This window comes from Cellulomonas sp. EB106-03-03-XG116 (assembly GCF_058792015.1).
The window spans coordinates 37,555-55,854 of sequence record NZ_JBYTEP010000014.1; the positions used below are offsets into that span (position 1 = coordinate 37,555).

General features: G+C 75.8%; 13 protein-coding genes and 1 riboswitch. Of the genes, 10 read left to right on the forward strand and 3 right to left on the reverse strand.

Going from position 1 to position 18,300, the window contains the following annotated elements; translation table 11 throughout:
* Window positions 1-50: 50 nt before the first annotated feature.
* The 3 genes from AC3WUG_RS07725 (at window position 51) to AC3WUG_RS07735 (ending at window position 5,856) form a co-directional block, all read left to right on the forward strand.
* Window positions 51-2,498 (forward strand): glycoside hydrolase family 31 protein, encoded by a 2,448-nt coding sequence (locus tag AC3WUG_RS07725; protein ID WP_492327145.1) that lies wholly within the window; start codon window positions 51-53, stop codon window positions 2,496-2,498.
* A 42-nt stretch (window positions 2,499-2,540) separates the two neighbouring features.
* Window positions 2,541-5,105 (forward strand): DNA helicase PcrA, encoded by a 2,565-nt coding sequence (gene pcrA, locus AC3WUG_RS07730; RefSeq protein ID WP_492327146.1) that lies wholly within the window; start codon window positions 2,541-2,543, stop codon window positions 5,103-5,105.
* 85 nt (window positions 5,106-5,190) lie between these two features.
* Window positions 5,191-5,856 (forward strand): AIM24 family protein, encoded by a 666-nt coding sequence (locus AC3WUG_RS07735; RefSeq protein ID WP_492327147.1) that lies wholly within the window; start codon window positions 5,191-5,193, stop codon window positions 5,854-5,856.
* Window positions 5,857-6,022: 166 nt separating this feature from the next.
* Here the strand turns inward: AC3WUG_RS07735 and AC3WUG_RS07740 are convergent, their stop codons facing one another.
* Together AC3WUG_RS07740 and AC3WUG_RS07745 are read right to left on the reverse strand one after the other, a co-directional pair.
* Entirely contained in the window at window positions 6,023-6,589 is a 567-nt protein-coding gene (locus AC3WUG_RS07740) for a Clp protease N-terminal domain-containing protein (protein ID WP_492327148.1), read from the reverse strand.
* A gap of 57 nt (window positions 6,590-6,646) precedes the next feature.
* On the reverse strand, window positions 6,647-6,880 hold the full coding sequence (locus AC3WUG_RS07745) for a helix-turn-helix domain-containing protein (protein ID WP_218708384.1): 234 nt from the start codon (window positions 6,878-6,880) through the stop codon (window positions 6,647-6,649).
* A gap of 176 nt (window positions 6,881-7,056) precedes the next feature.
* Between AC3WUG_RS07745 and sucC the strand changes: the two genes are divergently transcribed.
* The 3 genes from sucC (at window position 7,057) to AC3WUG_RS07760 (ending at window position 10,627) form a co-directional block, all read left to right on the forward strand.
* On the forward strand, window positions 7,057-8,241 hold the full coding sequence (gene sucC / locus AC3WUG_RS07750; RefSeq protein WP_217617097.1) for an ADP-forming succinate--CoA ligase subunit beta: 1,185 nt from the start codon (window positions 7,057-7,059) through the stop codon (window positions 8,239-8,241).
* A 38-nt stretch (window positions 8,242-8,279) separates the two neighbouring features.
* A complete protein-coding gene (gene sucD, locus AC3WUG_RS07755; RefSeq protein WP_492327149.1) occupies window positions 8,280-9,176 on the forward strand; it encodes a succinate--CoA ligase subunit alpha in 897 nt (298 codons plus the stop codon).
* A 143-nt stretch (window positions 9,177-9,319) separates the two neighbouring features.
* Entirely contained in the window at window positions 9,320-10,627 is a 1,308-nt protein-coding gene (locus AC3WUG_RS07760; protein WP_492327150.1) for a cell division protein PerM, read from the forward strand.
* 7 nt (window positions 10,628-10,634) lie between these two features.
* On the opposite strand, the gene AC3WUG_RS07765 is transcribed toward AC3WUG_RS07760, so the two are convergent.
* Window positions 10,635-11,255, reverse strand: a complete 621-nt coding sequence (locus tag AC3WUG_RS07765; protein ID WP_492327151.1) for a hypothetical protein — start codon at window positions 11,253-11,255, stop codon at window positions 10,635-10,637.
* 231 nt (window positions 11,256-11,486) lie between these two features.
* Here AC3WUG_RS07765 and purN point away from each other — a divergent pair, with 231 nt between their 5' ends.
* The 4 genes from purN (at window position 11,487) to pulA (ending at window position 18,268) form a co-directional block, all read left to right on the forward strand.
* Window positions 11,487-12,143, forward strand: a complete 657-nt coding sequence (gene purN, locus AC3WUG_RS07770) for a phosphoribosylglycinamide formyltransferase (protein WP_492327152.1) — start codon at window positions 11,487-11,489, stop codon at window positions 12,141-12,143.
* A gap of 147 nt (window positions 12,144-12,290) precedes the next feature.
* On the forward strand, window positions 12,291-12,521 hold the full coding sequence (locus AC3WUG_RS07775; protein ID WP_492327153.1) for a PLDc N-terminal domain-containing protein: 231 nt from the start codon (window positions 12,291-12,293) through the stop codon (window positions 12,519-12,521).
* A gap of 34 nt (window positions 12,522-12,555) precedes the next feature.
* Window positions 12,556-12,647, forward strand: a riboswitch (ZMP/ZTP riboswitch).
* Between the two features lie 49 nt (window positions 12,648-12,696).
* Window positions 12,697-14,328: a bifunctional phosphoribosylaminoimidazolecarboxamide formyltransferase/IMP cyclohydrolase gene (purH, locus tag AC3WUG_RS07780; protein WP_492327154.1), complete on the forward strand. Its 1,632-nt coding sequence runs from the start codon at window positions 12,697-12,699 to the stop codon at window positions 14,326-14,328.
* Window positions 14,329-14,533: 205 nt separating this feature from the next.
* Window positions 14,534-18,268 carry a pullulanase-type alpha-1,6-glucosidase gene (gene pulA / locus AC3WUG_RS07785; protein ID WP_492327155.1) on the forward strand — a complete coding sequence of 1,245 codons (3,735 nt, stop codon included), beginning with the start codon at window positions 14,534-14,536 and terminating at the stop codon, window positions 18,266-18,268.
* Window positions 18,269-18,300: the final 32 nt, after the last annotated feature.

The window sequence follows — 18,300 nt, forward strand, 5'->3', positions numbered from 1 at the left end:
CGGCTCGCGGCCCGTTGACGCTCCCGCGAGTTTAACGCTAAACATGAGGAGTGACCGCGCCGACGCAGCCCCAGCCCGACCGTCCCCGGCAGCCCGGCGGGCCCCTCGCCCTCGCGACCGGACCCGCGCCCGACGGCACGGCCGACCCGCGCGCGGTGGTGCAGGGCGACCGCTGGCGCGTCACGGTGCTCGCCGACGGGCTCGTGCGGCTGGAGCACGCCGAGGACGGCCGGTTCGAGGACCGGCCCAGCACGTTCGCCCGGCACCGCGCGCTCCCGGTGCCGGAGTTCCGCGTGGTCGACCGCGGCCACGTCGTCGAGGTCGTCACGTCGCGGCTGCGCGTGGTCTACGACCGGGGCCCGTTCAGCACCGCGGGTCTGTCCGTCGAGGTCACCGGCGGCGTCAGCGCCTACCACTCGGTGTGGCGGTACGGGCAGCCGGCCGAGGGCCTGGGCGGCACCGCGCGGACGCTCGACGAGGCGGACGGCCGGGTCCCGCTCGAGGGCGGCGTCGTGTCCCGGCAGGGCTACGCGGTGCTCGACGACTCGCGGTCGATGGTGTTCGAGCCGGACGGCTGGGTGGCCCCGCGCGACGGCTCCCGGCAGGACCTCTACGTGTTCGGCTACGCCCACGACCACGCCGAGGCGCTGCGCGCGTTCCACGCCGTGTCCGGGCCGGTGCCCGTGCTGCCGCGGTGGGCGCTCGGCACCTGGTGGAGCCGGTTCCACCGGTACACCGCGGAGGGCTACCGGGCGGTCGTCGAGCGGTTCGCCGCCGAGCGGATCCCGCTGTCGGTGTCGGTGCTCGACATGGACTGGCACGTCACCGAGGTCGACCCCGCGCTCGGCTCCGGCTGGACCGGGTACACGTGGAACCGCGACCTGTTCCCCGACCCGCCCGCGCTGCTGTCCTGGCTGCACGACCGGGGCCTGCGGGTCACGCTCAACGTGCACCCGGCGGACGGCGTGCGCGCGCACGAGGACGCGTACGCCGCGATGTGCGCCGCGCTCGGTCGGGAGCCCGACGGCGACCCGATCGCGTTCGACGTCACCGACCGGGAGTTCCTCGCGGCGTACTTCTCGGTGCTGCACCGCGGGCTGGAGCGGGACGGCGTCGACTTCTGGTGGGTCGACTGGCAGCAGGGCGCGCACTCGCGCGTCGCCGGGATCGACCCGCTGTGGATGCTCAACCACTTCCACTACCTCGACAGCGCCCGGGACGGCCGGCGCGGGCTGACGTTCTCCCGGTACGCCGGGCCGGGCAGCCACCGGTACCCGGTCGGGTTCTCCGGCGACACCGTCATCACCTGGGACTCGCTGGCGTTCCAGCCCGAGTTCACCGCGACGGCGGCGAACATCGGCTACGGCTGGTGGTCGCACGACATCGGCGGGCACTACTTCGGCGTCCGCGACGAGGAGCTCGCGACCCGCTGGGTGCAGCTCGGCACCTTCTCGCCGATCCTGCGGCTGCACTCCTCGGACAACCCGTTCACCAGCAAGGAGCCGTGGTCGTTCGGGCCGCACGCCCGCCAGGTGCAGACGGCGTTCCTGCGGCTGCGGCACCGGCTCGTGCCGTACCTGCACACGATGAACCACCGGGCCGCCGCGGAGTCGCAGGCCCTGGTCCGCCCGCTCTACCACGCGTGGCCGGACCGCCCGGAGGCGTACGACGTGCCGCAGCAGTTCCTGTTCGGCTCGGAGCTGCTGGTCGCGCCGGTGACGACGCCCACCGACCCGGTGACCCGCGCGTCCGCGGTGCGGGCGTGGCTGCCGCCGGGCACCTGGGTCGACGTGCTGACGGGCGCGGTGTACGACGGCGACCGGCTGCTCGACCTGCACCGGTCGCTCGACTCGATCCCGGTGCTGGCGCGGCCGGGCGCGGTCGTGCCGCTGGACGGCGCCGAGGTGCCGGGCAACGACCCGGTGAACCCCACGCACCTGGAGCTGCTGGTCGTGCCGGGGGCCGACGGCGCGTTCACGCTGGTCGAGGACGACGGCGCGGGCGACGGCACGGACCCGGCGGGGATCGCGCGGACGCCGATCACCTGGGCCGACGCGCCGGGGGCGCTCGCGGTCGGGCCGGTCGAGGGCGCGGCGGCGTGCGTGCCGGCGGAGCGGGACTGGACGCTGACGCTGGTGACCGCCGGGGCGACGGAGGGCGCGGCGGGGGCCGTGCGCGCCACCGTCGACGGGGCAGCGGTGCCCGCCGAGGCGCGCGTCACCGACGACGGCCGGCTCCGCGTGGACGTGCGCGGCGTGCCCGCCGGCGCGCGGCTCGAGGTGACGTGCGGCACGGTCCCGCTCGCCGGCCCCGAGCCCGACGCCGAGGTGCTGCGGGTGCTCCGCGGGGCGTGGACCGAGAACGCCCTGCTGACCCGCGCCCTGGCCGCGGCGACGTCCGACCGGCCGCTGCACGTGCGGCTGTCGCACCTGGAGGCGCTGGGGCTCCCGGCGTCGCTGCTGTCCGCGCTGCGCGAGGTGCTGCTGGCACGCGGCTGAGCGCCGCGGGTGTCGGTGGGGGCGCCTAGGCTTGGCCCTGCCATGACGTCGCTCTTCGAGAACCTGCCGCTGCCCGGACTCGCCCTCTCCGACCTCGGTCGCCTGCCGGCCGCGGTGCCGCCGCGCGGCGACCAGCCCTCCGGGGACGCCGACGCGCCCGCGGACGTCGACGACCGCCGGGGCCGCGGCCGCGCGCCGTCCATCGACGCGGACGCGCTGCTGGTCGGCCTCAACCCGCAGCAGCGCGCCGCGGTGCTGCACCACGGCGGGCCGCTGCTCATCGTCGCGGGCGCCGGCTCGGGCAAGACCCGGGTGCTGACGCACCGCATCGCGCACCTGCTGGCGACCCGGCAGGCGCGCGCGGGGGAGATCCTCGCCATCACGTTCACCAACAAGGCCGCGGCCGAGATGCGCGAGCGCGTGGCGTCGCTGGTGGGTCCGTCCGCCCGGATGATGTGGGTCTCGACGTTCCACTCGGCGTGCGTGCGGATCCTGCGCCGGGAGGCGACGACGCTCGGCCTGCGGCAGTCGTTCTCGATCTACGACTCCGCGGACTCGCAGCGGCTGCTGAGCCTCGTGGCGCGCGAGCTCGACCTGGACCCGAAGAAGTACCCGCCGAAGGCGCTGCAGTCCAAGATCTCCAACCTCAAGGACGAGCTGGTCGACCCCGACGCGTTCGCGGCCACCGCGAGCGGGTCGAACGACTTCGACCAGGCGCTCGCGCAGGTCTACACCCGGTACCAGCAGCGGCTGCGCCAGGCGAACGCCCTCGACTTCGACGACCTCATCATGACCACGGTGAACCTGCTGCAGGCGTTCCCCGCCGTCGCGGAGCACTACCGCCGCCGGTTCCGGCACGTGCTCGTCGACGAGTACCAGGACACCAACCACGCGCAGTACGTGCTGGTGCGCGAGCTCGCGGGCGTCGGCGCGGCCGACCCCGGCGCGGACGCCGCGGTGCCGCGCGGCGAGCTCACCGTCGTCGGCGACGCCGACCAGTCGATCTACGCGTTCCGCGGCGCCAGCATCCGCAACATCATGGAGTTCGAGGCCGACTACCCGGACGCCACGACCATCCTGCTCGAGCAGAACTACCGCTCGACGCAGACCATCCTGTCCGCCGCCAACGCGGTGATCAGCAAGAACCCCGGCCGCAAGCCCAAGCGGCTGTGGACCGACTCCGGCTCCGGGCCGAAGATCGTCGCCTACGTCGCCGACAACGAGCACGAGGAGGCGCGGTTCGTCGCGGAGGAGATCGACCGCCTCGGCGACGCCGACGGCGTCCGCCCCGGCGACGTCGCGATCTTCTACCGGGCCAACGCGCAGTCCCGCGCGCTGGAGGAGGTGCTGATCCGCGTCGGCCTGCCGTACAAGGTCGTCGGCGGCACCCGGTTCTACGAGCGCCGCGAGATCAAGGACGCCGTGGCGTACCTGCGCGCGATCGCGAACCCCGACGACGACGTGAACCTGCGCCGCATCCTCAACGTGCCCAAGCGCGGGCTCGGCGACCGGTCCGAGGCGATGGTCGCCGGGTACGCGGAGCGGGAGCGCATCTCGTTCGGCCAGGCGCTGGAGCGGCTGGAGGAGGTGCCCGGCCTCGGGACCCGGGCGCTCACCGGCCTGCGGGCGTTCGCCGAGATGATGGCCGACCTCCGGGCGCTCACCGAGTCGGGCGCCGGCCCGGCGGAGATCCTGTCGGTCGTGCTCGACCGCAGCGGCTACCTGGCGGAGCTGCGCGCGAGCGAGGACCCGCAGGACCAGACCCGGGTCGAGAACCTCGCCGAGCTGCACGCGGTGGCCTCCGAGTTCGAGCAGTCCGACCCCGAGGGCGACCTCGCCGACTTCCTCGAGCGGGTGTCGCTCGTCGCCGACTCCGACCAGATCCCGTCGGACGACGGCGGCGACGAGGACGGCGGCGCGCCGAAGCCGGACCAGGGCGTCATCACGCTGATGACCCTGCACACGGCCAAGGGCCTGGAGTTCCCGGTCGTGTTCCTCACCGGCATGGAGGACGGCACGTTCCCGCACATGCGGTCGCTCGCCGACACCGACCAGCTCGCCGAGGAGCGCCGGCTCGCCTACGTCGGCCTGACCCGGGCGCGGCAGCGGCTGTACATCTCCCGCGCCGCGGTCCGCACCGCGTGGGGCGTGCCGAACGAGTTCCCGCCCAGCCGGTTCCTCGACGACCTGCCCGAGGACCTCATCGACTGGCGGCGGCGCGAGTCGTCCAACGACCGGCTGCGCGGGCCGGGCGGGTTCCTCGGCGGCCGGTCCGGGTACGCCTCGGGTGGCGGCTACGGGGAGCGGTCGTCGTCGGGGTCCGGGTCCACACAGAGCTGGAAGAAGAGCTCCGCGGCGTCCCGCGCGGGCGAGCCGCCCCGCAAGGCCCCCGGGTCGGGCGGCGCCACGTTCGGCTCGGCGACCCCGCGCCCGGACGCGGCCATCCCGACGCTGACGGTGGGGGACAAGGTCACCCACGACGCGTACGGCCTCGGCACGGTCGTCGCGGTCGAGGGCGGCGGGCCGAACGCGGTCGCGAAGGTCGACTTCGGCACCGAGGGCACCAAGCGGCTGCTGCTGCGGTACTCGCCGGTCACCAAGCTCTGACCCGCGCGCGGGCGGACGGGTGGTCCCGGCCGCCCGCGCGGCGCCCGCGAGGCCGCCACCTGCACATATCGGGCATGATCGACCCATGCGCAGCCCGATCTTCGACCAGGCCAACGCCGAGGTGCAGACCGCCGAGCGGTTCGTCCTGCAGAGCACCAAGATGCTCAAGGTCACCCTCGGCCCCGACGTCCTCGCGGCGAAGGGCGCGATGGTCGCCCACCAGGGGCAGGTGCAGTTCCACCACGAGTCGTCCGGCTCGCTCGCCCGGTTCGTCAAGCGCGCGATGAGCGCCGACGACCAGCCGCTCATGCGGGTGTCCGGCCCGGGCGAGGTGTTCTTCGCGCGCGCCGCGGAGCACGTGTTCCTGCTCCAGCTGGAGGGCGACGCGATCAGCGTCGGCGGCTCCTCGCTGCTCGCGTTCGACGCCGCGCTCCAGTGGGACATGCACCGCACCAAGGGCGCCGGGATGATGACCGGCGGGTTCTGGAACACCCTGATCCAGGGGCACGGCACGGTGGCGCTGACGTCGCACGGTCAGCCGATGATCCTCGACTGCTCGCAGCAGCCGACCTACGTCGACCCGAACGCGGCGGTGTGCTGGTCGGCGAACCTCACGCCCGGCGTCGTGTCGAGCATGAACGTCAGCTCGCTGCTCCGCGGCGGCACGGGGGAGGCGTTCCAGTACGCCTTCCACGGCCCGGGGTTCGTGGTGGTGCAGCCGTCGGAGGGGTACCCCGTCCCGACGGCCTGACGGTCGGGGCCGCGCCCCCGCACGACGCCTCGGCCTCCCGCGGGCGCCGTCGGCACCCCGCACGCGCCGACGCGTGGATCCCTACGGACGGACACGCCCGCGCGCGTCTGCCCGTGCGGATCCACTCGCCTTGCCGGCCCCGGGGCGCGCCGTCCGCCCTCCGGGGTCAGGCCGCCGCGGCGGCGGCCAGGCGGGCCGTCACGTCCGCCGCCAGGGCCGCCGGGTCGACGCCCGCGCGGCGGAGCAGCGCGTACCCGTCGGTGTCGGACAGCCGGACGACCGCGAGCAGCACGTGCCCGGCCTCGATCCGCTTGTGACCGAGCCGGATCGCCTCGCGCAGCGCGACCTCGAGCGTCTTCTTGGCGTCCCGGGTGAACGGCACGTGCCCGGCGCCCCGCCGCCCGGCCGGCCCCGCCCGGCGCGCCCGGTCGGCGCGGTCGGCGCGGTCCAGCGCACCCGCGCCGAACACGGTGTCCGCGCGCCGGCGCACGGCGTCCAGGTCGATCCCGAGCGCCGCCAGCGCCGCGGCGTCCAGCCCGTCGCCGTCGAACGCGTCGAGCAGCGCGGCCCGGTCGGCCCCCTGCGCGGCGAGCGCCTCGGCCGCCGGGTCCGCGACGGACGCGACCGCGACCACGAGGTGCGCGGGGGAGATGCGGGGGTCGCCCAGGTCGCGGGCGATCTCCTGGGACTGCACGACCGCGGCGCGGGCGCCGGCGGTGAACCTCTCGAACATCGTCGTCTCCTCTCGGGGGTGGCGCGGCGGGCGGGGCGCCGGTCGCGCCGGCGGCCCTCAGGCCTTCCGGTGGTGCTTCTGGTGGACGGCCTGCCGGCTCACGCCGAGGGCGTCCGCGATGTCCTGCCAGGACCAGCCGAGCTCGCGCGCCCGGCCGACCTGCAGGGTCTCCAGCCGGTCGGCGAGCACCCGCAGGGAGCGCACGGCGCGCAGCCCGGTGGCGGGGTCGTCGGCCGTCGCCGCGGCGAGCGCGCCGTCGGCGGAGTCGGTGGTGGGGTCGGTGCCGGTCATGCGTCAACTTTGCTTGACGAGCGATCCGCGTGTCAAGACACGTTGACGAATCCCGTGCGACCTGGGTCACATATCTCGACGTGGAGATAAACCCGGGACCCCGGGCTACGATCGTCCGCGGCAGAGCAGCCAGATCCCACCCACGGGACCGCAGGGCGAGGGAAGGACCGCAGCAGGTGGACCTGTTCGAGTACCAGGCACGTGACATCTTCGAGCGGCACGGGGTACCCGTCCTGGGAGGGATCGTCGCGACGACGCCCTCCGAGGCGCGTGCGGCGGCCGAGACCCTGCTGGGCGCCGACGGCGCGACCGGCGTGGTGGTCGTCAAGGCGCAGGTGAAGACCGGTGGCCGAGGCAAGGCCGGCGGCGTCAAGATCGCCCGCTCCGCGGAGGAGGCCGAGCAGCGCGCCGGCGAGATCCTCGGCATGGACATCAAGGGCCACACCGTCCACCGCGTGATGATCGCCGCCGGGGCGAGCATCGCGAAGGAGTACTACTTCTCCCTCCTCCTCGACCGCGCCGAGCGGCAGTACCTCGCGATGGCGAGCGTCGAGGGCGGCATGGAGATCGAGCAGCTCGCGGTCGAGCGCCCCGAGGCGCTGGCGAAGGTCCCGGTGGACCCGCGGGTCGGCATCGACCAGGCGAAGGCCGACGAGATCGTCGCCGCCGCGGGCTTCGACGCCGAGGTGGGCCCGAAGGTCGCCGCCGTGCTGACGAAGCTGTGGGACGTCTACCGCGAGGAGGACGCCACGCTCGTCGAGGTGAACCCGCTCGTGCTGACCGAGGCCGGCGACGTCGTCGCGCTCGACGGCAAGGTGACGCTGGACGGCAACGCCGACTTCCGGCACGAGGACCACGCGTCCCTCGAGGACGCCGCCGCGGCGGACCCGCTCGAGGCGCGCGCCAAGGAGAAGGACCTCAACTACGTCAAGCTCGACGGCGAGGTCGGCGTGATCGGCAACGGCGCGGGGCTCGTCATGAGCACCCTCGACGTCGTCGCGTACGCCGGGCAGCAGCACGGGGGCGTGAAGCCGGCGAACTTCCTCGACATCGGCGGCGGCGCCTCGGCCGAGGTCATGGCCGCGGGCCTGGACATCATCCTGTCCGACCCGCAGGTCAAGTCCGTGTTCGTCAACGTGTTCGGCGGCATCACGGCGTGCGACGCGGTCGCCAACGGCATCGTCGCGGCGCTCGGCATCCTCGGCGACGAGGCCACCAAGCCGCTCGTCGTGCGCCTGGACGGCAACAACGTGCTCGAGGGCCGCCGGATCATCCGGGACGCGGCCCACCCGCTCGTCACGCTGGCCGAGACCATGGACGGGGGCGCCGCCGAGGCCGCCCGCCTGGCCGCCACCGCCTGACCGACCGCAGCGACGCGAGAGACGAGAGACAACCCACCATGGCGATCTTCCTGACCGCGGACTCCAAGGTCATCGTGCAGGGCATGACCGGGTCCGAAGGCAGCAAGCACACCACCCGCATGCTGGCGTCGGGCACCACCGTCGTCGGCGGCGTGAACCCGCGCAAGGCGGGCACCAGCGTCGAGTTCCCCCGCGGCGACGGCTCCGGCCTGACCGTGGCGATCCCGGTGTTCGGCTCGGTGGCCCAGGCCGTCGAGGCGACCAAGGCCGACGTGTCGGTCATCTTCGTGCCGCCGGCCTTCACCAAGGCCGCTGTCATCGAGGCGATCGACGCCGGCGTGCCGCTGATCGTGATCATCACCGAGGGCGTCCCGGTCGCCGACACCGCCGAGTTCTTCGCCTACGCCCAGGCCAAGGGCGTCCGGCTGCTCGGCCCCAACTGCCCGGGTCTCATCAGCCCCGGGAAGTCGAACGTCGGCATCATCCCGTCGGACATCACCGGCCCCGGCCGGATCGGCCTGGTGTCGAAGTCCGGCACGCTGACCTACCAGATGATGTACGAGCTCCGGGACCTCGGGTTCTCGACGGCCGTCGGCATCGGCGGCGACCCGATCATCGGCACGACGCACATCGACGCGCTCGCCGCGTTCGAGGCCGACCCCGAGACCGACCTCATCGTCATGATCGGCGAGATCGGCGGCGACGCCGAGGAGCGGGCCGCGGCGTACATCACCGAGCACGTGACCAAGCCGGTCGTCGGCTACGTCGCGGGCTTCACCGCCCCCGAGGGCAAGACGATGGGCCACGCCGGCGCGATCGTGTCCGGCTCGGCCGGCACCGCGCAGGCCAAGAAGGAGGCCCTCGAGGCCGCCGGGGTGAAGGTCGGCACCACGCCGACCGAGACGGCCGAGCTGGCGCGCGCGCTGCTCAGCTGACCTCCGCACGCCCGACGGGCGCCGCACCCTCCCGGGGGTGCGGCGCCCGTCGCGCGTCCGCCGCCCGGGCGTGGGGCACGCCACCCCGCGGCGCGCCGGGGCGGTTGGGCCGCCCGGCGGCGTGCGGCGGGGACCATGGGGCGGTGAGCAACGCGCCCGGCACCCGCCCCGACGGACGCGGCTCCGGCGCGCCCGGCGGTCGGCCGCGGCGCCGGGTGCTCGACGACGCCGCCCCGCCGCGGTTCTTCGTCAGCGACCTCGACGGCGCCCCGCGCTGGGTCGGCGGCATGCTGGCCGGCCTGCAGGCGGCGCTGCTGTCGCTGCTGGTCGTGGTGCTGCCGGCGATCGCGGCGTACGTCGCCACCTCCGCGGCACCGGCGACGACCGGGATCCCGTGGACCCGGGCCGTCGAGGTGGCCGCCGGGCTGTGGCTGCTCGCCCACGGCGTGCCGCTGACCGACGCCCCGTCCGTGACGCTCGTGCCGCTGGGGCTCACCGCGCTCGCCGTGTTCGGCTGCTACGCCTCCGCGCGCCGGTCCGGGTACGCCACCCGGTCCGCGTTCGGCGCGGGCGTCGGGGCGTACGTCGGCGTGGTGCTCGTGGTCGGGCTCGTCACCGGGGTGCCGCTGCTGCACGTCGGGATCGGCCTGCTCGGCGCCGCGGTCGTCGCGGCCGCCGGGCTCGGCGCGGGTCTGCTCCGGCGCCCCGAGGCGCCGCGGTTCCGGGACGTCGTGCAGCCGGTGCGCGCCCGGCTGCCCGAGCCCGTCGCGCACGGCGTCGCCGCCGGGACGACCGCGCTGGCGACGCTCGTGCTGCTGGCGGCCGTGCTCGCCACGCTGTGGGTCGTGACGGGTCGGAGCGCGGTCGCGGAGGTGGTCGGCAGCCTGCGGCTCGACGCGGTGGGCGGCATCGTGCTCGCGGTGGCGCAGCTCGCCTACGCCCCGACCCTCGTGCTGTGGGCGCTGGCGTGGCTCGTGGGGCCGGGGTTCGCGGTCGGCACGGGGACGTCGTTCGCCGTCGGCGGGGTGCAGGCCGGCGCCCTGCCGGCGGTACCGCTGCTGGGCGCGCTGCCCGCGCCGGACGTGGTCGGCGGCGTCCTGGTGGCGATCCCCGTCGTCACGCTGCTGGCCGGCGCCGCGGCCGCGCTCGTGCTGCGCCGCCGGCTGGCCACCGAGCGCGCGCTGGACGCCCCGGTCGCCGGCCTGGTGTCCGCCGCGACCGCCGGGCTCGGCGCGCTGCTGCTCGCGGCGCTCGCGCGCGGGGGGATCGGGCCCGGGCGGATGACGGAGCTCGGCCCGGAGCCGGTGCTGGTGGCGCTCGCCGTCGCGGGCGGGGTGGCGCTCGGGGCGCTGCTGGTGCTGCTGCCCGGCGACCGGCACGTCCGCGCGGCGGTCGCCGGTGCGGCCCGCCGGGCGTGGGCCGGCGTGACGGGGTCGCGCCGGCGGGGCTGAGCCCGGGTCAGCCGCGCCCGCCGGTCAGCCGGTCGGTCAGGTCGCCCACCGCGTCGTCGTAGGCGCGCTCGCACGCCGCCTCCGCCGACCGCGTCAGCGCGCCCTGCAGGCACGCCTGCCGGTCGGCGTCGACCCGCCACGTCGCCAGCGAGCCCAGCGAGCCGACGAGCACCAGCCCCGTCATCAGCAGGCCCGCGACCAGCATGGCGCCCACGCCGCCGCGCAGCCCCGAGCGGACCACGGCCAGCAGCGCGCGGATGCCGGTGACGACGGCGCCGACCAGGAACACGATCGACGCGAACCGCCACGGCAGCGGCAGCAGCGTGACCGCGACGCCCGCGAGCAGCCACACGCCGAAGTGCCGCACGAGCCGGCCGACGCGCGCCAGCGCCTCGGGCGACGGCGGCGGCGCGGCGGGGCCGGGGTGCGGGCGCGGCGGGTGCGGGCCGGGCGCGGGGTGCGGCGGCAGCGGGTGCCCGGGGCCGGACGGGCCGGGGCCGGTGGGGCCGGCGGGGTCCGGGCCGGTGGGACCGGTCGGGTCGGCGGGGTCGGTGGGGTCGCCCGCCGCGCGCCCGGGGCCGTCCGCGGCGGCGCGGTCGGACGAGGGCGGGGCGTACGGGTTGCTCACGCGGGCCATTCTCGCGCACGACCCGCGCGCCGCCGCACCCGGGCCCGGCCCGCGCGCCGCCGCACCCGGACCCGCTCGTCGAGACGGCAGCTCTCGGCTGTCGGGGAGCACCTGGGCGCAGCCGAGGGTTGCCATCTCGGCGGAGGCTGGCGGAGGCGGGGGCAGGCGGGGGAGGAAGCGGGGGCGGGGATGTGCCCGGGCGGCCGGGGAGCGCGGTTAGGGTGTGCGGTCATGGCCGCCCCCACGCCCAGCACCCCCGACGCGCCCCGACCCGCCACGCGCACCGCCGGCCGGCTCGTCGTGCTGGTGTCCGGCGGCGGGTCGAACCTCGCCGCCCTGCTCGCGGCCCACGACGGCCCCGGGTACCCGGGCCGCGTGGTCGGCGTCGTGGCCGACCGCGCGTCGGCCGGCGGCCTCGACCTGGCCCGTGCCGCGGGCGTGCCGACCGCGGTGGTGGCGCCCGGCGACTTCGACGACCGCGCCGCCTGGGACCGCGCGCTCGCGGAGGCGATCGCGGTGTTCCGCCCCGACCTGGTCGTGTCGGCGGGGTTCATGCGGATCCTCGGCGCGGCGGTGCTCGACCGGTGGCCCGGCCGGGTCGTGAACACGCACCCCGCGCTGCTGCCCGCGTTCCCCGGGGCGCACGCGGTCCGGGACGCCCTGGCGTTCGGGGCGAAGGTCACGGGGTGCACGCTGCACGTCGTCGACGCCGGGGTGGACACCGGCCCGGTCGTGGCGCAGGTCGCGGTGCCGGTCGAGCCCGGCGACGACGAGGCCACGCTGCACGAGCGGATCAAGGTCGCCGAGCGCCGGCTGCTCGTCGAGTGGGTCGCCCGGATCGTCGCGGGCGGGCTGACCGTCGACGGCCGGACCGTCACCGTCGGCTAGCTCCGCCGCCGGCCGGGCCCGCCGGCCGGACCAGCCGCCGACCCGGCCCGCCCCCGGCCCGGCCCGGCCCGCCACCGGCCCGGCCCGCCCCCGACGCGGGACCTCCGGCCCCTGCCGCGCGGCGACGGACCCGCGTAGCGTCGGCCCATGGGACACGCACGCGCGGGTAAGCACTGGTCCGAGCTCAGCACCGGGCGCAAGGTCGGCACGGTGGTCGTGACGGCGGCGCAGCTCGCGCTGACGGCCGCGGCCTACCGCGACCTGGCCAAGCGCCCGGCGGCGCTGGTCAACGGCCCGAAGGCGGCGTGGGGCCTCGCCATCCTGGTGAACTGGGTCGGGCCGATCGCCTACTTCGCCAAGGGGCGCCGCACGGACTGAGCCGCCGACGCCGGCGCCGTCGTCGGCTAGGCTCGTGCACGGTCGTGACTGGCGTAGAGGTGGAACTGACCACCGGGGAGCGACCGACGCAGTCCCGCCGACGCACCGTTCGCCTGGGTGCAGGGTCCCGAGCGGCACCCACCGTGGTGCCCGACCGACCACCCGGAGGACCGCCATGTCCCACGCCCTGCCGCCCGTCGAGCCCGTCGCCGACCCGACCGCGGACAGCACCCGCCGCCCGGTGCGCCGCGCGCTGCTGTCCGTCTACGACAAGTCGGGCCTGGTCGAGCTCGCGACCGCCCTGCACGCCGCCGGGGTCGAGCTCGTGTCCACCGGGTCGACGGCCGGGACCATCGCGTCCGCCGGCGTGCCGGTCACGCGGGTCGAGGAGCTGACCGGGTTCCCCGAGTGCCTGGACGGCCGCGTGAAGACGCTGCACCCGCGCGTGCACGCCGGGATCCTCGCCGACACCCGCCGCCCGGAGCACCTCGCCCAGCTCGACGAGCTCGGCGTCGCGCCGTTCGAGCTGGTCGTCGTCAACCTGTACCCATTCACGCAGACCGTGGACTCGGGCGCGACCCCGGACGAGTGCGTCGAGCAGATCGACATCGGCGGCCCGTCGATGGTCCGCGCCGCGGCGAAGAACCACCCGAGCGTCGCGGTCGTCGTGGACCCGGCCCGGTACGACGAGGTGGTCGCGGCCGTGCAGGGTGGTGGCTTCACCCTGGCCGAGCGCACCCGGCTCGCCGCGCAGGCCTTCGTGCACACCGCGACGTACGACGTCGCCGTCGCGTCCTGGATGGGCAACGTCGCCACCACGACCGACGAGGTCGACGGCGTGAGCACCGGCTTCCCGGCCTGGGTCGGGGCGACCTGGGACCGCGCGGACGTGCTGCGCTACGGCGAGAACCCGCACCAGCGCGCCGCGGTCTACACCTCCGGGTACGGCCCCGCGGGGCTGGCGCAGGCGCAGCAGCTGCACGGCAAGGCGATGTCGTACAACAACTACGTCGACGCGGACGCGGCCTGGCGCGCGGCGCACGACCACGACGGTCCGGCTGTCGCGATCATCAAGCACGCGAACCCGTGCGGCATCGCGGTCGGCGCGGACATCGCGGACGCGCACGCGAAGGCGCACGCCTGCGACCCGGTGTCGGCGTTCGGCGGCGTGATCGCGGCCAACGGCACGGTCACGCTGGCCGCCGCGGAGCAGATCGCCGAGGTGTTCACCGAGGTCGTCGTCGCCCCGGCGTACGAGCCCGAGGCGCTCGAGGTGCTGAGCCGCAAGAAGAACATCCGCCTCCTCGTGGTCGAGGGGGCGCCGTCCGCCGGCGTCGAGCTGCGGCCGATCAGCGGCGGGCTGCTCATGCAGCAGGTCGACCGGATCGACGCCGCGGGTGACGACCCGACCACCTGGACGCTCGCCGCGGGCGAGGCGGCCGACGAGGCGACGCTCGCGGACCTGGCGTTCGCCTGGCGCGCGGTGCGGGCCGTGAAGTCGAACGCGATCCTGCTGGCCGACGGCGGCGCGTCGGTCGGGGTCGGCATGGGCCAGGTCAACCGGGTCGACTCGTGCCGGCTCGCGGTCGAGCGGGCGAACGCGGGCGACGCCGAGCGGGCGCGCGGCGCGGTGGCGGCCTCGGACGCGTTCTTCCCGTTCGCCGACGGCCTCCAGGTGCTCCTGGACGCCGGCGTGCGCGCGGTCGTCCAGCCGGGCGGGTCGGTCCGCGACGAGGAGGTCGTCGCCGCCGCGCAGGCCGCCGGCGTGACGCTCTACCTGACGGGCACCCGCCACTTCGCGCACTGACGCGCCGCTCCACGACGAGGCCTACGGTCTCCGGCCGCGCCCCCCGAGATCCAGGGAGGGCGGGCCGGAAGCCGTAGGCCTCGTGGCGTGAGGGGTCGGTCGGAGCGAGGAGGCTCGACCTGTACGGCGTTGCAGGACGTTTCTGCAAACGCGTACAGTCGCTGGTAGCCGCGCTGCTGATGCTCACCCCCGACGATGGAGTCCTGTGATGACGCACGCCCGCAGGCGCCCTCTGGCGCCCCGGACACCCCTCGAACCCCGCGGCGCCGCGCGCCGCGCGCTCGCCGTGCTGGCCGCCGGCGCGCTGCTCGCGTCCGGCGCCGCGACGGCCGGCGCGGACGACCCCGCCGGCCCCGCGGCCGCCGACCCGGCGCCCGCGTTCACCTCCGTGTCCGTCCCCGGCAGCCACAACACCGCGATGGGCTGCGCCGGAGACTGGGCGCCCGACTGCGACGAGGCCCAGCTCGCCGAGCGTCCGGACGGCGTCTGGGAGGGCACGTTCGCGCTGCCGCCGGGCGACTACGCGTACAAGGTCGCCCTCGACGGGACGTGGGACGTGGCCTACGTCGTCGGCGGCGCGGACGTCGCGTACACCGTGCCGGGCGCCCCGGGCGGCGCGCCGGTCGACGTGACGTTCTACTGGGATCCGGTGTCCGGCGACTTCCAGAACACGGCCCAGGGGCCGGTCGTCACGCTGCCCGGGTCGTACCAGGCCGCGGTCGGCTGCCCCGGCGACTGGTCCCCGGACTGCCTCGCCACGTGGGCCAAGGACCCGGACGGCGACGGCGTGTACGAGTGGTCGACGACGCAGATCCCGGCAGGCTCGTACCAGGTCAAGGTCGCCCACGGGATGTCGTGGGACGTCAACTACGGCCAGGGAGGCGCGGTGGGCGGGGACAACTACGCGTTCGCGACGTCCGACGGCGAGCAGGTGTCGTTCGCGTACGACGTCGCGACGCACCTGCTGGAGATCACCGTCGAGAACCCGCCGCTGACCGGCGTCGGCCAGCAGCGGGCGCACTGGGTGCGCCCCGACCTGCTCGCCTGGCCGCGCGACCTGCTCGGCGGCGCCGACCCGGCGGACCTGGCCTGGGCGCTGCACCACGCGGCCGAGGGCGGGATCGGCGTGACCGACGGCGCGGTGACCGGGCCCGCGGGCACCGGCGAGGTCCCGCTGACCTACGACGCCGCGGGCCTGCCCGCCGACGTGCGCGCCGACTTCCCGGCGCTCGCGGGCGCAGTCGCGCTGCGGGTCGAGCCGGGCGCCGACGCGGCCGCGGTGCTCACCGGCGAGGTCCAGGTCTCCCAGGCGGACGCGGACGGGCTGACCGCGCTCACCGGCGTCCAGGTCCCGGGCGTGCTCGACGACCTGTACGGCGCGGCCGCCGACGCCGAGCTCGGCACCACGTGGGCCGGCGGCGTGCCGACGTTCCGGCTGTGGGCCCCGACCGCCCGGGCGGTCACGCTGCTGACCTGGGCGCCGGGTGCGGACCTCGCGGACGCCCCGTCCCGGGTCGCCACCACCCGGGCCGCCGACGGCACCTGGTCGGTGACCGGCGACGCCACGTGGTCCGGCGCCCGCTACCGGTACGAGGTCGAGGTCTACGTGCCGTCGACCGGCCGCGTGGAGACGAACGTCGTCACCGACCCGTACGCCGTCGCCCTGACGCTGAACTCGACGCACGCCGTCGCGGTCGACCTGGCCGACCCGGCGTACCGCCCGGCGCTGTGGGCCGACACGGCCCAGCCGGTCGTCGAGCGGGCCGTGGACCACACGATCTACGAGCTGCACGTGCGCGACTTCTCGATCGCCGACCAGACCGTGCCCGAGGCCGAGCGGGGCACCTACCTGGCGTTCGCCCGGGACTCGGACGGCACCGCGCGGCTGCGGGAGCTCGCCGACGCAGGGCTGACCACGGTGCACCTGCTGCCGACGTTCGACATCGCGTCGATCGAGGAGGACCGCGCGCGGCAGGCGACCACCGCCGACCTGACCGGCTTCGGCCCGGCCGCCCAGGACCAGCAGGCCGCCGTCGGCGCGATCCGCGAGCGCGACGGCTTCAACTGGGGCTACGACCCGTGGCACTTCACCGCGCCCGAGGGGTCCTACGCGACCGACCCGGAGGGCGGCGCCCGGGTCGCCGAGTTCCGCACCATGGTCGGCGCGCTGCACGACATGGGTCTGGGCGTCGTCCTCGACCAGGTGTTCAACCACACCGCGGCGAGCGGCCAGGACGCGAGGTCGGTGCTGGACCGGGTCGTCCCCGGGTACTACCACCGGCTCGACGGCACCGGCCAGGTGCAGACCAGCACGTGCTGCCAGAACGTCGCCACCGAGCACGCGATGGCCGAGAAGCTCATGGTCGACTCGGTGGTCACCTGGGCCCGGGACTACAAGGTCGACGGGTTCCGGTTCGACCTGATGGGCCACCACTCGAAGCAGAACATGCTGGCCGTGCGGGCGGCGCTGGACGCGCTGACCGTCGAGGCGGACGGCGTCGACGGCTCGGCGGTGTACCTGTACGGCGAGGGCTGGGACTTCGGCGAGGTCGCCGGCAACGCCCTGTTCGAGCAGGCCACGCAGGGGCAGCTCGGCGGCACCGGGATCGGCACGTTCTCCGACCGGCTCCGCGACGCGGTGCACGGCGGGTCGCCGGTCGAGGGGTCGTCGATGTTCACGCAGGGCTTCGGCACCGGCCTGGCGACCGACCCGAACGGGCAGCCCGCGCAGCTCGGCGACCCGGCCTCGGTGAACACCGGCTCGGCCGCCGAGCTCGAGGACCTCGGCCTCGCGACCGACGTGGTCCGGCTCGGGCTGGCCGGCAACCTGCGCGACTACGTGCTGCCGACGCACACCGGGGAGGTGCTGCGCGGCGACCAGATCGACTACCGCGGGGCGCCCGCCGGGTACGCAGACTCCCCGGAGGAGGTCGTCAGCTATGTCGACGCGCACGACAACGAGACGCTGTTCGACCTGCTGACGATCAAGCTGCCGCAGGCCACGTCCATGGACGACCGGGTCCGGATGAACACGCTGTCGCAGGCCACGGCCGCCCTCTCCCAGACGGTGTCGTTCTGGCACGCGGGGACGGACCAGCTGCGGTCCAAGTCGCTCGACCGGGACAGCTACGACTCCGGCGACTGGTTCAACGCGATCGACTGGACCGGCCAGGACAACGGCTTCGGCCGCGGCCTGCCGGGGGCGTGGGCGAACGCCGAGAAGTGGCCGCAGATGACGCCGCTGCTCCAGGACGCCGCGCTGAAGCCCACCCCCGCGCACATCGCCACGGCCCGCGCCGCGGCGGACGACCTGCTGCGGCTGCGGTTCTCCACCCCGCTGTTCCGGCTCGGCGACGCCGACCTGATCCGGCAGAAGCTCACGTTCCCCGACGCCGGCGCGGACGCCACCCCGGGCGTGATCGTCATGCACGTCGACGACACGGTCGGACCGGACGTCGACGCGGACCTGGACGGGCTGCTCGTGGTGTTCAACGCGTCCCCGGACGCCGTGACCCAGGAGCTGCCGGCGCTGGCCGGCGCGAGGTACGCGCTGTCGCCGGTGCAGGCCGCGGGCGGCGACGACGTGGTCCGGACCACGACCTGGGACGCGGCGAGCGGGACCGTGACGGTGCCGGCGCGGACCGTGGCGGTGCTGGTCCAGGCCGCCGGCGGCGCCCCCGTCGACCCGGGACCGGGCGCGCCCGGCACCCCGGGCGGCGGCGACCCGTCCGGGACGCCCGGCGGTGCCCCGGACGGCGATCCCGCGGCGTCCGGCCCGGGTGCCGGCGACGGCGCCCCCCTGGCCGTCACGGGCGCGCAGCTGCTGCTCGGCCTGCTCGCGGCGCTCGCCGCGGTCGGCGGCGGCACCTGGCTGGTGCGGGCGCGTGCCCGGGCCGCCGCGGTGGCCGCGCGCGAGGGGGTGGCCGACCGTCTGCCATGATGCGTCCAGCCGACCCGGGCGCGCCGCCGCGC

Coding starts and splice junctions, on each gene's coding strand:
- pcrA (WP_492327146.1), top strand. CDS start 2,541: ATGACGTCGCTCTTCGAGAACCTGCCGCTGCCCGGACTCGCCCTCTCC.
- AC3WUG_RS07735 (WP_492327147.1), top strand. CDS start 5,191: ATGCGCAGCCCGATCTTCGACCAGGCCAACGCCGAGGTGCAGACCGCC.
- AC3WUG_RS07740 (WP_492327148.1), bottom strand. CDS start 6,589: ATGTTCGAGAGGTTCACCGCCGGCGCCCGCGCCGCGGTCGTGCAGTCC.
- AC3WUG_RS07745 (WP_218708384.1), bottom strand. CDS start 6,880: ATGACCGGCACCGACCCCACCACCGACTCCGCCGACGGCGCGCTCGCC.
- sucD (WP_492327149.1), top strand. CDS start 8,280: ATGGCGATCTTCCTGACCGCGGACTCCAAGGTCATCGTGCAGGGCATG.
- purN (WP_492327152.1), top strand. CDS start 11,487: ATGGCCGCCCCCACGCCCAGCACCCCCGACGCGCCCCGACCCGCCACG.
- AC3WUG_RS07775 (WP_492327153.1), top strand. CDS start 12,291: ATGGGACACGCACGCGCGGGTAAGCACTGGTCCGAGCTCAGCACCGGG.
- purH (WP_492327154.1), top strand. CDS start 12,697: ATGTCCCACGCCCTGCCGCCCGTCGAGCCCGTCGCCGACCCGACCGCG.